The organism is Candidatus Polarisedimenticolia bacterium (genome assembly GCA_036004685.1).
Taxonomy (GTDB): Bacteria; Acidobacteriota; Polarisedimenticolia; order Gp22-AA2; family AA152; genus DASYRE01.
In genome coordinates this window covers 1-17,213 of record DASYRE010000024.1, presented here as the reverse complement: position 1 = coordinate 17,213, position 17,213 = coordinate 1, and the positions used below count along the sequence as shown (strand labels likewise).

The 17,213-nt window shown below is 68.6% G+C and carries 11 protein-coding genes; 1 reads left to right on the top strand and 10 read right to left on the bottom strand.

Going from position 1 to position 17,213, the window contains the following annotated elements:
- Positions 1 to 25 precede the first annotated feature (25 nt).
- The 10 genes from VGR67_05335 to VGR67_05290 form a co-directional block, all read right to left on the bottom strand.
- On the bottom strand, positions 26 to 1,594 hold the full coding sequence (locus VGR67_05335) for a hypothetical protein (protein ID HEV8335819.1): 1,569 nt from the start codon (positions 1,592 to 1,594) through the stop codon (positions 26 to 28).
- Between the two features lie 6 nt (positions 1,595 to 1,600).
- Positions 1,601 to 2,890 carry an MFS transporter gene (locus VGR67_05330; GenBank protein HEV8335818.1) on the bottom strand — a complete coding sequence of 430 codons (1,290 nt, stop codon included), beginning with the start codon at positions 2,888 to 2,890 and terminating at the stop codon, positions 1,601 to 1,603.
- 107 nt (positions 2,891 to 2,997) lie between these two features.
- On the bottom strand, positions 2,998 to 5,067 hold the full coding sequence (locus tag VGR67_05325) for an ATP-binding protein (GenBank protein HEV8335817.1): 2,070 nt from the start codon (positions 5,065 to 5,067) through the stop codon (positions 2,998 to 3,000).
- A 73-nt stretch (positions 5,068 to 5,140) separates the two neighbouring features.
- Positions 5,141 to 7,108 (bottom strand): hypothetical protein, encoded by a 1,968-nt coding sequence (locus tag VGR67_05320; GenBank protein HEV8335816.1) that lies wholly within the window; start codon positions 7,106 to 7,108, stop codon positions 5,141 to 5,143.
- A 73-nt stretch (positions 7,109 to 7,181) separates the two neighbouring features.
- A complete protein-coding gene (locus VGR67_05315; protein HEV8335815.1) occupies positions 7,182 to 7,754 on the bottom strand; it encodes a methylated-DNA--[protein]-cysteine S-methyltransferase in 573 nt (190 codons plus the stop codon).
- On the bottom strand, positions 7,751 to 9,238 hold the full coding sequence (locus VGR67_05310) for an AlkA N-terminal domain-containing protein (protein HEV8335814.1): 1,488 nt from the start codon (positions 9,236 to 9,238) through the stop codon (positions 7,751 to 7,753). Before VGR67_05310 ends, VGR67_05315 begins: the two co-directional genes overlap by 4 nt.
- Positions 9,239 to 9,307: 69 nt before the next feature.
- Positions 9,308 to 11,014 carry a BamA/TamA family outer membrane protein gene (locus tag VGR67_05305; protein ID HEV8335813.1) on the bottom strand — a complete coding sequence of 569 codons (1,707 nt, stop codon included), beginning with the start codon at positions 11,012 to 11,014 and terminating at the stop codon, positions 9,308 to 9,310.
- 6 nt (positions 11,015 to 11,020) lie between these two features.
- Positions 11,021 to 13,384, bottom strand: a complete 2,364-nt coding sequence (locus VGR67_05300; GenBank protein ID HEV8335812.1) for a transketolase — start codon at positions 13,382 to 13,384, stop codon at positions 11,021 to 11,023.
- A gap of 184 nt (positions 13,385 to 13,568) precedes the next feature.
- Entirely contained in the window at positions 13,569 to 14,993 is a 1,425-nt protein-coding gene (locus tag VGR67_05295) for a class II fumarate hydratase (protein HEV8335811.1), read from the bottom strand.
- A gap of 35 nt (positions 14,994 to 15,028) precedes the next feature.
- A complete protein-coding gene (locus tag VGR67_05290; GenBank protein ID HEV8335810.1) occupies positions 15,029 to 15,691 on the bottom strand; it encodes a glutathione S-transferase family protein in 663 nt (220 codons plus the stop codon).
- A 169-nt stretch (positions 15,692 to 15,860) separates the two neighbouring features.
- Between VGR67_05290 and VGR67_05285 the strand changes: the two genes are divergently transcribed.
- Positions 15,861 to 16,919: an SGNH/GDSL hydrolase family protein gene (locus VGR67_05285; GenBank protein HEV8335809.1), complete on the top strand. Its 1,059-nt coding sequence runs from the start codon at positions 15,861 to 15,863 to the stop codon at positions 16,917 to 16,919.
- Positions 16,920 to 17,213: the final 294 nt, after the last annotated feature.

Below are 17,213 nucleotides of genomic sequence, written 5' to 3'. Positions count from 1 at the left end.
GTGGGAAGTTTGTGTCGCCGGTCGCTCACCGGGAGTCCGGGCCGGCCGCTTCCGGCTTCCGCTGGAACACTTCCGCGGTGGCGTCGCCGCCCCGGAAGTCCCATTCCGGGCTGGCGTGAAGGGCCCGCGCGAGCGGAGCTTCCGGGGGAACCAGGACCCAATCGACGCGATCCTCGGCCAGGTTCGTTGCCCATCCCGGCCCCGCCCCCAGCGTGCCGACATATCGCAGGTAGAAAGCGTCGCCGCGCATGTCCCAGCGGCCGTCCACCAAGATCGGCGCTTCAGGCCACTCGAGCAGCAGATAGCCTCCCCAGACGTCGGGGGTGAACACGGGGCCTCGAGGCCTCACGCCCGTCTCCCGCAGCGCCCGGACCTGCTTCACCGGGAAGAGCGATGCGTCGAACCCCGATTCCGGAAAACGGCCGCTCACCGCGAGAAGAGCCGCGATCAGAAGACCCGCGAGAAACCACCCTCCTCCCGCTCGGCGCTCGCGGCGGCGCCAGGGCTCCAGCAGCGCTTGCAGGTCCCGGGGTGCTTTCTGCGCGATCCCGATCGAGACCCCATCGGCGAGAAGGATGGCCCCGAAAATCACCATGAGCTCGACGTGCCGGATCGAGCGTAAGGCCATGGCGGTCGTCACCAGGAACGCGAGGAGCGTGCCCGGGTGGAACCGGGTGGTCCAGTGGGGGCCGCCGCGGCGTTGCGCACGCCTCGCTGCGACCAGGCCCAGTGCGAGACCGGCCAGGCAGAGCACAAGGAATCCGGCCGTCGCCACCCCGGCGCGATCCAGCAGGCTGGGAGACTCGAACTCCGCCGTGTGGGCAATCGCCTCACCGTGCAAAGCGATGTAGGCGATTTCGTGCAGCGGCAGCCGGTAGCCCCAGGGGTTGATCAGGACCGCGCCCGCGGTCAGGAGCGTTACGATCGTCCAGGAAGCGAGCCCGGGCGGCCGGACGGGCTCGCGTCGGCTCCCCCGGCTCAGCGCCATCTGAATGACGACCCCCGCTCCGTAGCAGCCGAGGATCACCAGGGCCATCAGGAACCCGCCGTGGAGGTTCGCCCAGAGCAGGGCCAGCGGCGGCAGGAGGAAGAGGCGGCGCGGCGGCAGCGCGCCACGCGTCACTCCCTCCAGCACGGCCGTCCAGATCACGAGGAACAGCACCGTCACCAGGTGCGGGCGGGCGAGCCAGTGCATGCTGGCGGTCGAAGCGGCGGCCATCGTCGCCCCGAAGGCGGCGACCGCGTCGTCGCCGCGGCGCAGGAGGTGCCGGTAGAGGATGACGTGCGCCGCGGCGATCAGGAGCGCGGAGAGCCAGACGATCCCCGGCCACCCGGCGGCGGCGTGGATGGCGCCCATCAGGAGGTCGGTGAGCCATTCGTGGGCGAACCACTCGTGGCCCTGGAAAGGCCCCGGGAAGGGATCGGTCGTCGGGACGCTCCGATGGTCGAGGATCCACCGCCCCGTCGCCACGTGGGTCGCCACGTCGGCGTCGCCGAAGAGCCGCCGGCTCCCCGTGACGATGACCAGAACCAGCAGGAGGAGTCCCAAGAGATCCGTGAGCGTCGGCTGGAAAAGGCGCCGGAGCTTCGGCATCGGCGCTCAGGAGAGCGCGGGGGGGGAAGGCTTCGCCGGTTTTCGATCGCTGAAGAACCGGTCGTGCGCGATCATCAGGAGGGTCGAGATCAGGCCGATGACGGCCAAGACGATCCACATCCCCTCGGGCCGTCTCCCGCCCTCCTTCAGGTAGTGCTGCACGAGCCAGCCTGAAAGCCAGCCCCCCACCAGCGACCCGACTGCGACCGGCAGGAAGGCGAACCCCATGAACGTGCCGACCTGCTCCTTCGGCGCCAGGTCGGCGACGTATTCGTAGAACCGCGGCGCCTGCATCGCCTCGCCGAGCGCAAAGCAGGCAATGGCGAAGACGGTCAGAGGGATGGTCGGCGACGCGGCGACCAAGAGCCACGAGGCGCTGGCCACTGCGAAACCCATTGTCATCGCCGTGATTGGCCGGATCTTCTTCATCAGCGCCGTCACCGGAACCGTCATGGTGATGATCACACAAGGACCCACCGTTTCGAACCATTCGAAGCGAGGGAAATGCAGGACGTCCCGCACGTAGAACGGTAGCGAGAAGAAGATCTGCCAGAACATGATCCAGAAGCCCGAGAAGATAATCAGGAAGCTGATGAACCGGAAGTTCCCGAAGACGACGAACATGTCGCGGAGCACCCGACCGAAGGTCCGTCGCGGCCCGGCCTGGCCGACGAGGCCGGGCTCCTTGAAAAAGACCAAGGTGGCCAGCAGGTTGGCGAGCGACACGAGCGCCGACATGACGAGGACGTACTCGATCCCCAGTCCCTCGCGTACCTGCAGCGCGAGCACCGGCCCCAGCGCTCCGCCCAGGTTCACCAGCGTGTAATAGATCGAATAGCCGAGCGACTTCGTGGTCTCGGTCGTCGTGCGGGCGACGACTCCGACGATGCAGGGCTTGATGAGCGAGCCGCCGATCGCCGTCAGGAGTAGGGCGCCGACCACGTAGGGCAGGCTCCCGACCGACTCCACGATCCGGCGCCCCGCCGAAAGCCCCGCGAGCCCCACCGAAAAATAGCCCAGGGAGAAAATGGTAAAACAGGCGGCGAGACTCTTCTTGAAGCCGTATCGGTCGACCACGGTCCCCGCCAGGATCGGAAGAAAGAAGATGGCGAAACCGTATAGTCCGACCAGCGTGTTGCCGGTCGTGCCGAGGCCCACCTTCTCGACCAGGTAGACGGCCAGGATCGCTTTGGAGCCGTAGAAGGCGAGGCGCTCGAAGAGCTCCAGCGTGTTCGCGATCCAGAACGTCCTGGAAAAGCCGGTGCGAAGCTGCGTCAGCCGGGCGGAAAGTTCCACGGTTCCTCCTCCGGAAGGGCACGTGGCCGTCGATTCTCTTGGATTTCACCAGGCGCGTCAATGGCGGGCGGGTGCGGAGGGCTGCCCGGGGGGCGGGCGGGAGTGAATCAGTTCCTCATGGCCTTCGCGATCGCCTGCTCGATTTCCTCGATCTTCCAGGGCTTCATCAGGATCTCGTTGCCGGTCTCCTGGAAGAACTGCCGGATCTCGCCGGTTTCTCCGTCGCCCGTCGTGAAGATCACCCGCCGTGCAAGGCGAGGCGATTTTTCCATCACGGCGCGATAGACGTCCTTGCCGGTCCCCCGCGGCATTCTCATGTCGGTGATCACGAGGTCATGGCCGTTTCCCGAGATCTTCCTCACGGCCTCGGGAACGTCGGAGGCGGTGTCGGCGCTGTGGCCCATCGAGCCGAGGAGCTCGACCAGGAATGCCTGAAGGCTCGGCTCATCGTCGACGACGAGGACCCGGAGGCGGCCGGGCGCGCCGGAGAGATCCGCCGCCGGCGCGGGGCGCTTTTCCTCGCCGCGGGCGATCGGGAGATCGAGGACGAACGTCGTCCCTCCGCCCCTCGCGCTCTCGGCGCGGATCGATCCCCCGTGCTCCTGCAGGATCCCGTAGCACAGGGAGAGTCCCAGCCCCGGGCCGCTCCCCTCCTTCTTCGTCGTGAAGAACGGCTCGAAGATGCGGTCGCGTATCTCCTCCGGAATGCCGCGGCCGCTGTCCGTCAGGCGCGCCTCGATGCGGTCCCCGGCCCGCCGGGTGCCGACGTGCAGCTTCCCGCCCCGTCCCGTCTCGAGCATCGCCTGCTCGGCGTCGTTGAGCAGATTGAGGAGCACCTGCTGCATCTGTTGGAAATCGATCATCGTCAACGGAAGGTCCGGATCGAGATCCTGGGAGACCTCGATGGCGTTCGTCTTGAACGAATAGGACTTGATCTCCAAGGTCTTGCCGATGATTCCGTTCAAGCCCAGGAGCTTTTTTTCGGGGGGCTGCCGGCGGGCGAAGGCGAGGAGGTTGCGGACGATCTTCCCGGCCCTTTCGGTCTCCGAGCAGGCCGTCTCGAGGTACCTGCGAATCTCGGGGGAAGGATTCCGGCTCAGGGCCAGCTGCGTGTACCCCATGATGCTGGTCAGAGGGTTGTTCACTTCCTGCGCGACTCCCGCGACCAGCTCTCCCATCGCGGCCATCTTCTCCGACTGGACGAGCTGCCGATTCGCGTCGTCGAGCCGGACCCGGGTCTCCTGCAAGGCCGCCCCTTGGCTCCTGAGACGCAGGGCCTCCTTCGTCCCCCGATAGCTGCGCGCCCAAGCCGCCCCCGCCGCCACCAACGCCAGGATCGATCCGAGGAGCCAGAACGCGACCTGGCCGGAGCTCAGGCGCCGATCGATCACTTCGGGCCGGGGTTTCACCCAGATCTCCCACGTCCGGCCCCCCAGGGTGAATCTCTCCGTGGGCGCCGAGCTCGGGGTCTTCGAGGAGCCGAAGCTCCCGCTGGCGTAAAGCGGCGTCCCCAAGTCCAGCACCATCTCGTCGTAGCTGGCGAGGACTTGCGGATGGAACAGCGCCTCGAAGAAATCGGCGCTGCGGAACGACCCGACGATCGCTCCCTGGAACTCTCCCCGGTGGAAGATCGGCACGGTGAGCACGAAGCCTTGGGCGCCGCCGATCAGGTTCAGCGGAGCCGAGAGGACCGGCGCCGCCGCCTGCTGGGCGCGGAGCAGCGTCTCGTAGCCGCGAGCATGCGTCCGGACGTCGAAGCCGACGAGCGCGCGGTTGATCTCCACGGGATAGACCCACCGGACCTTCAGCGTCGAGTCGATGGCGCTGATCCTCAGGCAAAGCGGAATGAGCCGGAAGGTGGTCGAGGCGAAGCTCTCGAACTCCTGGTGCGTGACCTCCTCGCTGTTCGCCCAGAAATTCGCCATTTGCTGGAGGCTGATCAGCTGCTTTTCCAGGCCCCCGCGGATCCGGCTCGCCACCTGGCTCGCCACGACACGGGTTTCGCGGTCCAAATCGGCCTGCCGCGAGGCTTTTTGACGGGAGCTCTGCCAGGCGAGCGCGGCGAGGCACGCCACCAGCACGAGCGCTCCTTCCAGCGTCGCTTTGCGCCAGCGCGACAGACTCAGGGGACACCTCCAGACCCCTGGGAATATAGGGTCCGGCGATCCCTCCAGCAAGCTCCCTCTCCGCGCGGCGCAACCGAGGAGGCAACCCTTTGTCTCCAAAGCGAGTTTCGGTCATTCCTTGGGGTTATCTGCGGGTCGGGACGGCGTGGGTCGAGAGCCTTTCGAGGGCCAGGCGATTGCCGGGATCGGCCTCCAGGACCACCCGGTCGCAGGCTCGGCCCTCTTCGATGCGCCCCTGGCGGTACAAGGCGGCGGCGAGGTCGGCGTACATCTCGAAATAGGCGCCGCCGCTTTTTCGGATCGCTTCGCAGAACCGGCGCTCGGCCCGAAGCGGCTCGCCGCGGTAGAAGTGGAAGAGCCCGAGGCCGAAATCCTCGGAGGGGTAGCGCTCCCGCCGGACGAGCCCCGCGAGCCATCCCCCGAGCCGGCCCGGGCGGGGCGGCCCCCCCAGTCCCGGGAGGGAGCGGAAGTCCTGGCGGCCGGGAGCTTCTCCGATTCGAGACGGCAGCCGCGGATCCACGAGCGAGCCGGCATCCTCCTGCCGGACGAAGATCACCGATAATCCGTCCACGTAGGCCAGCGTCCATCGCGGATCGCGGCTCATGCGGCCCAGCGCCGCCGGGTTGGTGGCGTAGGGGAAGACGACCCAACGAAGATCGTAACGTCCTACCGCCTCCTCGAGGGCGTCCTCCGAATCGAAGAGCCTTCGGTATTCCTCGTAGAACTCCTCGCCGACGACCTCCAGCCGCCCATCGATGAAAACCGGCTGGGGAAGGGCCCACAGCAGCGTCCCCCCGAAATTGAGGTGGTTGAGCATCCGCCCACGGAGCCCGGCCCGCACCGCGAACTCCGCGGCGTCGAGAGGAAGAATCAGGCGATTCCAGCCGAGCCCGAAGCGCGTCGGCCGGCGGGCGGCAACGTAGTACGAGTCGTGGACGACGCGCAGTCCGAGGGCGAGCGCCAACAGCGCGAGCAGGCAGAAGAGGGCCTTCCGGATCCTCGATTTCGCCGTTTCTCCCCGGCCGGCGCGGGCGATCAGCCCCTCCGCCGGCAAGGACCAAACCAGCCCCGGCAGCGCGACCAGGACCAGAATCGGCATGTTGCGGATCATTCCGGCGGCGAGCGGGAAATAGGCCAGCGCCAGGATCAGAAGATCCCATCGCTTTCTTCGGAAGAGCAGCGGCAAGCTTAGGAGGAGCAGGACGGCCAGAATCCTGAAGGAGAAGATGGGAAGCTTGGGATAGAAAGGGAATGCCTCGGGGATCTGGAGCCGGAACGGGGAGACGAACTCCCCGATCGAGTCCGCGAAGGCATTGCCCGGGCGGAGCCGGGTCGCCAGGGTGAACGGAAACAGAGCCCCGCGCCACCCGTAGGGATTCAGCAACGTCACCGCCACGGACCCGGCGCTCGTGCCCAGCAGCCGGCGATCGACTTGGCCGTCCCGGATTCGCAATCCGACGAGGAAGCACGCCAAGGCTCCCCATCCCAGGATGAAGAGGCTATGGGAATTCGCCCAGATCAGGTGAATTAGCGGCAGGAGCCAGAGAGGGGCCGGCCTCCCGTGGGCATGCCGGTGGAGCAGATGCAGGACGACGGCGAGGAAGGCGTAGGAGAGCAGCTCGGGGCGCGCCTCGAACCGCATCTCCGAGGCCAGAATGCCGAGGAGGAGAAACGCCGCGAAGGACAGCCGATCGGCCGCTTCCAGGCGCGTCGTCCGCCAGAGGATCGTGAAGGCGGCGAGGATCAGAAACGCGTGGAAAAGGACGAGGCCCTGGACGCCGCCCGCCCCCAAGACCGCCGCCGCCAGGACTTGATAGCCCCAGCTGGTGTCCACATACGGGTGCCCCCGCAGCGTGAAGGTGAAGGTGTCGGTGACGGGCCAGCCGTTCCCCGAGAGGATCGATTCCCCGGCCCGGAGATGAAAGCCGGTGTCGGGATTTCCGACCTGCCGGAAGGAAAGCGCCGCCAGGAGCAAGGCGATCGCCAGGAAGGCGATCCCCGCCAGGCCGAGGCCTGCGACGGAGCGGCTCTTCATCGGGCTGGTGTGGGAGCGGGACGCGGCACCCGCGGCGCGCGGCGCGCGGGGCCGCACTCCGTTTCGGCCGGCTCGATTCGGGCCCGGGCCCTGGTCCCTCGGCGGTCCCATAAGCGACGCGGCGGCGGGATCACGCTTCAAAGGGAAGCCGAGGGGGTCGCTCCCCGTCGAGCCTCGGACTTGCCGGGACCCTTTCGACGCCGCGCGGCAGCGCCTTCTCGTGGGTCAAGAGCCACCTCTTGATCGCCAGACCGCCCCCGTACCCCCAGAGCGCGCCGTTCGCGGCGACCACGCGGTGACATGGAATGACGACCGGGACGGGGTTGCCGCCGTTCGCGGCGCCCACCGCGCGCACGGCCGAAGGCCGGTTCAGCCGGGCCGCCAGCCCCGAATACGACATCGTCGCGCCCGCCGGGATTTCTCGGAGCGCCGACCAGACGGCGCGCTGGAATTCGGTCCCCGCCGGAACGACCGGGATCCGATCGAGCGCCCCCAGATCTCCTGCGAAATAGTCCCGCAGCGCCGCGACGGCCCCGGCCGGATCGGGATGGGTTTCGATGCGGACTTCCCCCAGCCGGCGCGTGAAGCGGAGCCGCTCCTGCTCCTCGCCTTTCTCGAAGAAGACGGCGGCCAGCGCGCCGCCCTTCGCGTACAGGGTCAGACGGCCAATCGGCGTCCTCAGGACCGACCTTTGAACGATCATCGCGATCTCCGCCGGGGCTTCTTCGCCGGCTTGGGCGCGGCGCCGGCATGGCGGCGCCAGAGATGCACGGCTGCATAGGCCCGCCAGGGGCGCCACCTTTCAGCCCGCTTCAGCAGGCGATCTCCCTCCAGGCCCATCGCCCGCTTCAGGACCAAGTCCTCGGCTGGAAACGCGTCCGGCTCCCCGAGAGCGCGCATGGCGACGTAATGGGCCGTCCACGGTCCCACCCCCGGCAGCGCCATGAGGCGCGTCAGAGCCCCCGGAAGCGATGCCGATCCGTCCAGGGGAAGCGACCCGGCCGCGACGGCCTGCGCGAGCGCGGTGAGGCAGAGCGAGCGCGCGCCGGGCAGACCGAGGCGGGACAGATCGGCGCGGGCCAGGATCTCCGGGAGCGGAAAGAGGCGCGTCAAACCCTCTTGCGCCGCGGGAAGGGGATCGCCGAACGCCTCGGCGAGCCGTCCCGCCATCGTCGACGCCGCTCGGACGCTCACCTGCTGGCCCAGCACCGCGCGAACCGCCATCTCGAACCCGTCCCAGCAGCCGGGGACCCGCAATCCCGGGTGGGCGCGCACGATCGGGGCGAGCATCGGATCGGTTCCCAGATCCTGGCCGATCCGCACCGGATCGCAATCCAGATCCAGGAGACGGCGGACGCGCCGCACGATGCGCTCGAGATCCGCGCCGGGCGGAGCCCCGACGCGCAGAAGCATTTCCGGCGATCCCGCCGCGGGGCCGACCTCGATCGTCGCCGGTCCCGCGGCCGAGCGTATCGTGCGCCGGTAGCGGCCCCCGGCCACCGCTTCGACGCCGGGGATGGCGCGCCCCGCCAGAAACGCCAGGAGCGACTCCCAATCGAGAGGAGCGCGGTACGGCAGGCGAAGCGTGAGAGGCTCCGTCGCCCGGACGCGTGGGGCGGCGCGGCGGAACTCGCGCGGCGCGCAACGAAACGTCCGGCTCATGGCGCCGTTGAAGCGCCGGATGCTGCCGAATCCCGACGCCGCCGCGACGGCCGACATCGGGAGATCGGTCTCTTCGATCAGCTGGCGGGCGAAGTGCGCCCGGCGGGTCAGGGCGACCGCCTTCGGAGGGGCGCCGAGGCGCTCCAGGAAGAGACGGCGGAGATGCCGCGCGCCCATCCCGAGCTGCGCGCCCAGCCTTTCGACTCCGCCCCGGTCGAGCGCCCCCTCGTCGATCAGCCGCAACGCGCGGGCGATCGTCGCACCCGTCCCTTTCCACACGGCGGAGTCGGGCGAGGCGTCGGGGCGGCACCTCCGGCAAGGACGGAAGCCGGCCAGCTCGGCGGCCGCCGGGCCGGGCAGGAAGCGGATGTTCCGTCTCGCCGGAATTCTCGCCGGACAGCCGGGACGGCAATAGATGCCGGTCGTCGTGACGCCGATGACGAAACGTCCTTCGAACCGGCCGTCCCGGTTGCGCACCGCGCGGTAGCAGGCTTCGGCGTCGAGCGTTGCGGGATCCGGGATCATGGTCGCTCCTTGGCCGGCAGTTATACCATGCCCCAGGGGGCTGGATTGGACGAAATCGGACATGGTTACTCAGCGGTGGAGGGCGAGCGACAGATAGAAAAGGCGGTCCCCGCCGGGGGCTCCGAACCCGGCGCCATAATCCAGGCGGATCACGAGCGGCTGGCGCGGAACCAGGAACCGCAATCCCACCCCGGCGCCGGCGGCTCGCTCCACCCCCGCGTCCGAACCGGAGACCTCTCCGGTGTCCGCGAACAAGGCTCCTTTCAGCAGGTGCGCGATCCGGCGGGGGCGGAATGGCTCCTCGGGAAGCTCCTCGGCGCTCCCGGCCGCCGGCGGCGCGTTGCGGAACAGAGGCAGCCAGAGCTCCGACTGCAGAGCCGCGAAATGCCTGCCCAGGAACGAGTCTTCCCGAAATCCTCGCAAGCTCGCGGCCCCGCCGAGGCTCCAGAGCTCAGTCGCCGGAACCGCTCGATCGATGAAGCCGCCCAGCAAATGGAAATCGGCTTCTACGGCCCCGGAGAAACGCTGGTGCAGCCTGCCGTCGAACCCGGCGCGCACGAACGTGCGCTCCCCTCCCAGCGCGGTGAACGCGAAATCGAGCGCCGGCGCAATCCGGATCGAAACACTCGGCCAGCGCTCCATGTGCCTCCAGTCGTACTCCGCCCCGAGCCGGAGGAACGTGAGGCGTGACTCGCCGGGAGGGGGGATCGCTTCCTGCAAGTCGGTGCGCTCATGACGGATCCCCAGGCTCAAGCGGAACGTGTGGGGCGCTTCCAGCCCCAGCGGCCGCATGCCGATCGTCGCCGCCGCCCCGGAGCGCCTTTCGTCCGTCTCGACGCCCTGGAGCAACCTGTCGTGCCGGTAATTGGAGAACAGGCCGAGATCCAAGTCGTACAGGCGGCGAGGCGCCTCCTTGCGGGCCAGCAGAGGAGCCCGGTACGAGAGCTCCCCGCCGGCCGAGGCGTTGTAGCTCGGAGCGACGCTGAGGCGATCGAGCGCCGTGAGGAGGGAATCTCTCTGATAAAGAAGCCCGATCGAGCTTCCTTGCCGCGGCTCGTAAGTCCCGGTTCCCCCGAAATAATTCGCTTTTCGGCGCGTCCGCGCGCCGCGGGTGTCCGGCCGCAGGCTCATCAGCAGGTAAGCCGCGCGCCGAATTCCGCCCAGCTCGCGGGGAGTTCCCGGGATGACCGCGATGGCGTATCCGAGACGCCGCAACGCCTCGTTCTCGTCGCGATACCGCTCGAAGTTGTAGAGATCGCCCGGGCGCGTTTGCAACAGGCCGAGCAGCACGGCCCGAGGCGCCTCGCGCGGGACCGGATAGAGGCCGCGGCTCTCACGGAAAGCGGGATCAGGCGCGATGCCGAGCCGGGAAAGGTCGGCCGGATCGAACGTGATCAAGTCGATCGTCTGGTTGCTTTCCCGGACGACGGCGGTAATCGTCCCGGAATCGCAGGCGATGTCGACGGAGGGGACGTATCCGAGAAACCGGTAGCGCGCGGCGAGCGCTTCCCCGATCGCCTCGGGACGGCAAGGGGATCCGATGAACTTGGAGAGGAATTCCCGCAGCTCGTCCTCGCGAAAGACCGGCTTGCGGGCGGGGATCGCGCCAGGATCGAGAATCGCGACGGCGCCGGCCTCCCGGATGATCGCCGCCGAGCCGAGCGCCTGCGACGCCGCCAGGGAGAGCGCCAGAGCGGCCGCCCCTGCGCCCCGCGGGATTCGGAGTCTTGGAGCCTTGTGGGCGGGACGGCGCGGCGCGGCGACCGGGGCGCCCACCGCTCCTCAGCGCTCCATCGCCTCGAGCACGCTGCGATAGGCGGCCAGGCGCTTGCCGCGCTCGCGCGCGAACCGCTCGATGCCGCGCCGGATGTGCTCGGGAGACAGGTGCGCCTCTTCGATCACCTCCTCGACCGTGCCTCCGGTGCGCCATCGGTCGTCCCAATCGGAGGTGAGGGAGTATTCGGCCACGATCGGGCTGTCCACCCAGTCGCGCGTCACCCGCAGCGCCCGATTGCTGATCACCATCGCGTCCAAGCGCTCCGGCGCCGCGCAGACCCGCTCGCGGTACGCGGCGTCCTGCAAGCGAAAGAGCTGGGGGCTGATGGCGGCGATGATCTTGACGTTGATCCCCGCCTCGTCCAGCGCCGGCAGCACCTTGAGGAGATTGTAGGTCGTCATCGTGCCCTGCACGAACACGGTTCCGGCGCGCGGGACGCCGGGCTTGTAGTCACGCAGGATGTACGCGCCGCGCGCCGCGTCGAAGTGCGAGCCCAGGCCGAGCGCGGCCCGGTCGGGTATCGTGATGTTCGGCCGGGTCAGGTGCAGCGCGATGATCGGGGCGTCCGTGGCGAGCGCCGCCGCCAGCACCACCGGGACCTCGTTATACTCCCAAGGGTGCAGGTCGATGACGTGGCCCTCCGGGAAGAGCTGCGTGACTCCCGGGGCGAAGATGCCGAAGTGCGTTCGCGAGTCCTCCGCCGTCTCCGGCCCGGAATGGCCCGCGACCCAGATGACTTTCCCGACCTTGAGATCGCAGTCCTGCGCCAGCTGGCTGAACAGGCGCATCGGCCCGTACTTCAGATACGAAAAGGATCCGTACGTCGAGCACGCCGTCCAGAATCCGTCGAACTCGTTCCGGGGATCCGCCGCGAGGTTGACCGAAGCCGCGCCGGCGGCGATTCCGGCGTTCGAGAACTCGGTGATCTGCTGCGGCAGGAGGGTTCCCTCGGGGTTCTTGTCGCGCTCGTACCACCCCCATCCCTCGATTTCCTCGAACCCCTTCGAAAAGCCGATGATGTTGGTCGACGCGGCGAGATCGGCCGACATCGCCAGGAACAAGGGCCGGCCGTACTCCTGGCGGGCGTACGAGTTGATCCAGGAACCCCAGGCGGCGAGCGCCGCGCGGTTCGGCTGCGAGTCGCCCGGCTTCGCCCAGATCGACGCGGGATAGGCACGGAAATCGGTGAGTCTCGAATCGTTGAAGATCGTCGCCCGCCTGCCTCCCAGCCGAAACCCGTCGATCTCGTCCGGGACCGACCCGGCCAGCTCGACGAGCCGATCGCTGAGGTAATCGACGAGCCCTGCCTGATCGCGCATCACGCCGAGCGCCCGGCCCAGATTCGTCTCCGCCTGGCCCCGGACGGCCGCCGCTCCGGCCGGCGCGCCTTCCCCGAAACCCGCGTATTTCACCCCATACTTGTCCATGAACTGCCGGCGCAGCTCCCAGAACTTCTCGCTGTTCATCTTGTGCGGCGTGCCGTGGGACTTGTTGTCATAGACGAGATAGCCCCGCCCCTTGCGCGTCTTGAACCAGCCGCAGGAGGGGACGTGATCCCGATTCTCCCCCAGCGCGGCTTCCAGCATCACGCGGGTCGTCTCCCCCCATTCCGAGCCCTGCTCGGTGCCGACGATCCGCCAGCCGTAGGGGGCGAACCATTCGGGCGGGGTGCCGTGGACGACGGAGGAAATCGCGTTGTCGTCGATGCCGAAGTCGTTCCAATCGATCAGGAAGACGAGGTTGTCCAGCCCCAGACCCCAGGCCGAGTTCCGGGTCTCGTGGCTGGCTCCCGGCGTCAGCCCCCCCTCCCCTTCCATGACGAAGACCTTCACTTCTCCCGCGCCGGCGCGCTTGAGCGCCAGAGCCTGGCCGGCCGCCGGCGGCATGCCGTGCCCTGAGGGCCCGGTGTTCCATTTCAGGAAGAGCGTCTTGCCTTCCATTTCGGCATGGCCCGGCAGTCCCCGGTTCCGCCGCAAGCCGAGCAGGTCCTCCCAGGTCAACGCGAACCGGCCTTCGTCGGGGAAGGCGAACGCGCTCTCGCGGCTCCTGCGATGACGCAGGCGGAGCGCTTCGTTCAGAACCGCCAGCGTGGCGTAGACGAGGGGCACGGTGTGCCCGGCGGAGAGGACGAAACGATCCGAGAACCGGCGCCACGGGCGCAGGATGTCCCACCGCATGGCTCCCGACAGCAGCGTGGCGACGAGAGCGTGGACTTTCGAGCGCGAGCCCCCGGGGTGCCCGCTTTGGCGGTAGTTCAGCGAGAGGTCGATCATCTCGTCGATCAGATCCTTGATCACCTCCCAGCGGCCGAACGAATCCTGCGCCTCACGCAGGAGCCGTTCCACCTGCTGTCGGCCTCCACGATTCACCGTGGTCCTCCTGTCGCGAAATCATGCGGCGCGCCGGCTGCCGGGCCTTTCGGGATCCCGGGAAGCCGCCGCCCCGGCCTCGGACATCGTAACCCATTTCGGCTCCGCGCCCGCGTGGCGGCCGTCCCGGCGGGCCGCCTCCCGCCCGCCGCGCCGATCGGCAGAGGCGCGCTGGGGCTCCAGGTCATCCTTCGGCCGGCGGTCCGGTCATCCGCCGCGGGTCGAGGACCCGATCGAGCTCCTCCTCGGGAAGGACCTTTCTCTCCAGCGCCACTTGCCGGACGCTCCGCCCGGTCGCGTGCGCCTCCTTGGCGATCTCGGCGGCACGGTCGTAGCCGATCCGCAACGCCAGCGGCGTCACCAGCGCCAGGCTCTTCTCGACCAGCTCGGCGCAGCGCCTCTCGTCGGCCCGCACCCCCTCCACGCACTTCCGCGTGAAGAGGTCGACGGCCTTGCCCAGGATCGCGACGCCCTGCAGGAAATTGTGCGCCATGACGGGCATCATGACGTTCAATTCGAAATTGGAGCCCTGCGCGGCGACGACGATCGCCAGGTCGTTGCCATGGACCTGGGCGCAGGCCTGCAGGAGCGCCTCCGCCATTACCGGGTTCACCTTGCCCGGCATGATCGAGGAGCCGGGCTGGGTCGCCGGCAGGACAATCTCCCCGATCCCGCATCGCGGTCCGCTGGCGAGGAATCTCAAGTCCTGCGCGATCTTCCAAAGGCTCGTGGCGACCGAGCGGAGCGCTCCCGAGGATTCGACCATCGCGTCCTTCGCCGCCTGCGCTTCGAAGTGATTCTCCGCCTCGCGCAGAGGCAGTCCCGTCTCGGCGGCCAGGCGCTCGATCGCGAGGCCGGCGAACCGGGGATGCGTGTTGATTCCGGTCCCGACCGCCGTGCCTCCGAGGGCCAGCTCCCCGAGCGGACTTCGCAGCGCTTCGATCCGCCGGATCGAATGACCGACCTGGCTGGCGTAGCCGGAGAATTCCTGGCCGAGGAGGATCGGCGTGGCGTCCTGGAGATGCGTCCGTCCGATTTTGACGATCCCGCCGAACTCCTCCGATTTCGCCGTCAGCGCCTTCTCGAGGCGGCGCAGCGGCGGCAGCAGGTCGCCCTCCAGGGACTGGAGCGACGCGAGGTGCATCGCCGTCGGGATGACGTCGTTCGAGGACTGGCCGCGGTTCACCATGTCGTTGGGATGGACGGGCGTCTTCGCTCCCCGAGGGGCCTCCAGGATCTCGTTCGCGCGGTTCGCAATCACCTCGTTGGCGTTCATGTTCGTCGAGGTGCCCGACCCGGTCTGGAAGACGTCGACGACGAAATGCGCGTCCAGCTTGCCGTCCACGACCTCCGTCGCCGCCTGCGCGATCGCTTCGGCGAGACGCGGGGAGAGCAGGCCGAGCTCCTGGTTGGCCCGCGCCGCGGCGCGCTTGATCCGCCCCAGGGCCTCGACGAAGCGGCGCGGGAACCGGATGCCGCTGATCGGGAAATTTTCCACGGCCCTCTGCGTTTGCGCCCCGAAGTAGGCGTCGGACGGGACGAGCACCTCCCCGAGGGAATCGGTCTCTTTCCGGAATCCCGGCGCGTCCTCTGACGATTTTTTCTTCACGGAGCGCCTCTTCCCTTGGTCCGGCCGCCCGGCGGTCAATAGGTCTCGCGCGGCGGCAGCGCGCGCGCCTCCTTCAGCCAGCGCTCGACCGGCGCATGCCCCAGGACCGCCGAGAGGTAGCTTTCCGCCCGGGGCGTCGCGGCCGTCGGCACGCCGAACGAGACGAGACGCACCACCGCCGGGGCGAACATCGCGTCGACGCCGCCGAATCCGCCGAAAAGGAATTCGCCCGGGGCGTTCTTCCGTTCCAGGGCGTCCTCGAAAAATCGCAGCATCTCGGCCGCCTCCTCTCGAGCCTCCGGCGGCGGCGCCGGGGGCTCGGGAAGGAAACAGTGGTTGAAAGACATTCCTTCGCGCAGCTTCGCGAATCCCGCATGCATCGAGGCCGCCAGCCAGCGCGCGTGGGCGCGCGGCTGAGAGGCGGAAGGCCAAAGAGGCGGATGCAGCGGCGGCGGAAAGGTCTCCTCCAGGTACTCGAGGATGGCGAGCGAATCGGGGACGATCCGATCGCCGTGATGCAGCACCGGCACCCTCCCTGTCGGCGAAACGGCGCGCCGCCGGCGCCGATCCTGGTCTCGCCGCAGCTCGATCGTCCGCTCTTCGAAGCGCAGCCCCTTGACCTGCATCCCGAGCCAGGCGCGCATCGACCAGGACGAGATGTTCTTCTCGCCGATATAGAGAACCGGGTCGCCGGCCATGGGCCCTCCTCCTCCGCTCACTTCAGGCTCTCCGCCCGCGCGCCGCGGGAGCTGGCGTTCCCTTCCGGGGAATCGGATTCGGCAGCATAGCCAACCGGCCGGCTCGCGTCCATCGGCGGCCCCGGCGGGAAGGCGGCGGGACCTCCCGGACTTCCCCCGGATTTCCGGAATGGCGGCGGAAGTCTATAATCGCGCCGTGAGCCTTGCCCGGAAGCTCCTCTTCTCAATGGTCTCGCTGCTCCTGTTCTGCGCCGTCGCCGAGGGAGTCGCCCGCCTCGTCTTCCCTCCCCCGGACGTCTCGCGCCACCGCGAGCACGAGCAGATCATCCAGACTCTCGGCCTGCCTTCCCTGAACGATACCATGATCGCCGACCCGGCCCTCTTCTGGAAGCTGAAGCCCGATTTGAAGGGCCGGCGGATCACCGGACGGATCCGCGAAACCCCGATCGGGTTCACGGTTTCGACCAACCACGACGGCCTGCGGGGCTCCGAGATCCCGCCCGCCAAGCGCGGCCTGAGAATCCTGGCCCTGGGCGACTCCACCACCTTCGGCCTGGGAGTGGAGGACGATCAAACCTGGCCGGCGATCCTGCAACAGCGGCTGCGGGCGGAGCTCCCGGGCGGCGTGGAGGTGATCAACGCCGGCGTCCCCGGCTATACCGCCTATCAGGGACTTCGCTACTTCGAGATGCACGCTGCGTCGCTCCGGCCCGACCTGGTGCTGGCGACGTTCGGATTCAACGATGCCGACTCGTGGGGCTCGCGCTCCGACTTCCAGACCGCCTGGATGCTCCGGATTCGCCGCTGGGAGAAGCCTTTTCTGGCCAGCCGGCTGTACGGGGGACTGAAGCAGCTCGCGCGGAGGGAGGTGCCGGCCGCTTCTCCGGCCGCGAGGCGGCCGCGCTTGTCGCCCCGGGAATTCCAGTTCGCCCTGTCGCGGCTGCGGGACGAGTGCTCCGCGCGCCGGATCCCGCTGGTCCTGGTGATTTGGCCGTACGCCAATCAGATGCGCTCCGGCGGCGACCGGCTCGTGATCTACCAGCCGCTCGTCGAAGCCTTCGGCGCCCGCCAGGGAGTACCGGTCGTGAACCTCGTGAAGAGCTTTACGGAGCACCCCGAGCCGCTCTTCTTCGATCACGTCCATGCCAACCCGGCCGGATGCCGCGCCGCCGCCGAAGCCCTGGCGCGGTTCTGTCTCGATTGGATGCCAGGACGCGGCAGCCGCTGAGACGGCGGCTTTCCACGACGGACGCAGCGAGCTCCGGCAGCGCGTCGCGGAAAACAGGCCGCCGTCGACCACTCACGAATCGCGAGGCACGCCGAAACGGCGCGTCTCCACGAGACGCACCGCCGAGGCGCGGCGGGGCGGGAGGTCGGCGGCCGATCTAGTGTCGCGTCTCAAAAATCATGTTACATTCGGCCCCCGATCCATCCCGGCTCGCCGCGTTGCGCCTCGCTTGCGTACCGCCTTGGGTACGCGACGCTCTGGCGCGCCTTGCGATCCGGGCGCCTCGGCGACCTC

Bases quoted from the DNA above. Each gene is read 5' to 3' on its own strand.
- VGR67_05335 (HEV8335819.1), bottom strand. From the start codon at position 1,594: ATGCCGAAGCTCCGGCGCCTTTTCCAGCCGACGCTCACGGATCTCTTG.
- VGR67_05290 (HEV8335810.1), bottom strand. From the start codon at position 15,691: ATGGCCGGCGACCCGGTTCTCTATATCGGCGAGAAGAACATCTCGTCC.
- VGR67_05285 (HEV8335809.1), top strand. From the start codon at position 15,861: ATGGCGGCGGAAGTCTATAATCGCGCCGTGAGCCTTGCCCGGAAGCTC.
- VGR67_05315 (HEV8335815.1), bottom strand. From the start codon at position 7,754: ATGATCGTTCAAAGGTCGGTCCTGAGGACGCCGATTGGCCGTCTGACC.
- VGR67_05310 (HEV8335814.1), bottom strand. From the start codon at position 9,238: ATGATCCCGGATCCCGCAACGCTCGACGCCGAAGCCTGCTACCGCGCG.